The organism is Collinsella aerofaciens (assembly GCF_027679495.1).
Lineage (GTDB): Bacteria > Actinomycetota > Coriobacteriia > Coriobacteriales > Coriobacteriaceae > Collinsella > Collinsella aerofaciens_AK.
On record NZ_JAQEKC010000059.1, the window covers coordinates 1 to 1,484 of the forward strand.

Consider the following 1,484-nt stretch of genomic DNA (forward strand, 5'->3'; position numbering starts at 1 on the left):
GATCGCGTCGAAAATGTTGGTGTAAGGGTGACGCCCTAGCGTCCGTTTAACGAAAAACGGCCTTCGTCCTAGAATCTGAAATCACCACAACTACAGGTTCTAGGAAAGGACGAAGACCGCTATGGAAATCTTATCAGACCCGACGCCGGACATGCTCGCCATGCCTCGGTTCGACGACGGCGCCATCGACATGCAGGAGCTGCTGCGCAGGCTCGCCGAGCAGGTCGTGAACGCCGTGATGGACGCCGAGGCCGACCAGCTGTGCGGCGGCGGGGCGAACAGCCGAAACGGCTACCGCGAGAGGTCGCTCGCCACCTGCGTCGGCACGCTGACGCTTCGCATCCCCAAGCTGCGCTCCGGCAGCTTCTTCCCCGAGGACGTTATCGAGCGCTACCAGCGCGCCGACCGCGCCCTCGTGGCCGCCGTGGCCGAGATGTACGCCACCGGCACCAGCACCCGCAAGGTGCAGCGCGTCGCGGAGAAGATGGGCGTCTCCAGGCTCTCCAAGGACCAGGTGAGCGCCATCGCCTCGAGCCTGGACGCCGACATCGAGGAGCTGTGCGCAAGGCCCCTCGACGGCTCCCCGGTGCCCTACGTCTGGCTCGACGCGACCTACGTCAAGTGCCGCCGCGAGGGGCGCGTGGCCTCCACCGCCGTGGTGACGGCCATCGGATGCGACGCGGGCGGCTGGAGGCGCGTCCTGGGCGTCGACGTGGTGGATACCGAGTCCTACGACTCGTGGCTCGCCTTCCTGCGGACTATCCGCTCGCGCGGGGCGGCCGGCGTGCGGCTCGTCGTCTCCGACGCACACCCGGGCCTCGTCCGCGCCCTCGGAGAGGTCTTCCAGGGAGCCGCGTGGCAGCGCTGCGCCGTGCACCTGATGCGCGACTGCATGCGCGAGGCCGGCTCCTGGCAGCTCAGGCGCCGCGTGGGCAGGATCGTGTCGCAGGTCTTCCGCGGTCGCGACGCCGCCACCGTGACGGCCATGTACCACGCGGCGTGCGACATGCTGGAGGGGTGCTGCCCGAGGGCCGCGGCGGTGCTCGAGGAGGCGGAGCCCGACGCGCTGGCCTACCTCGACTTCCCGCCGGCCCACTGGAAGCGGCTGCGCACCAACAACGTGCAGGAGAGGACGAACAGGGAGATAAAGCGCAGGTCGCGCGTCGTGCAGGTGTTCCCGTCCACGGGCTCGCTGGTGCGGCTCGCCGGCGCGGTCATGTGCGAGCAGGACGAGGTGTGGCAGGGGTCCAGGTACTTCTCGGAGGCTAGGATGAACGAGCTCTACGACGATGGGCGCGCCTGCGGGATCGACGGTCCCGTCGACTGGGCGCGACTCGAGGCTGAGGCCAGGAGGATGCTCGAGTCCGGCCTCGAGCTTGCGGACAGGGTCGAGACGGCATAGGATATCAACCGTATTCCAGGTTCATGGACGCCGGGCCTACTCGCTTCGGTTCGGGCGCTACACCAACTTTCTCGACACTACC

General features: G+C 68.1%; 1 protein-coding gene. It reads left to right on the forward strand.

Translation table 11 applies throughout. The features are described 5' to 3' along the window. Positions 1–121: 121 nt before the first annotated feature. Positions 122–1,402, forward strand: a complete 1,281-nt coding sequence (locus tag PGW49_RS10320; RefSeq protein WP_270226441.1) for an IS256 family transposase — start codon at positions 122–124, stop codon at positions 1,400–1,402. Positions 1,403–1,484 lie beyond the last annotated feature (82 nt).

Bases quoted from the DNA above. Each gene is read 5' to 3' on its own strand.
- PGW49_RS10320 (WP_270226441.1), top strand. From the start codon at position 122: ATGGAAATCTTATCAGACCCGACGCCGGACATGCTCGCCATGCCTCGG.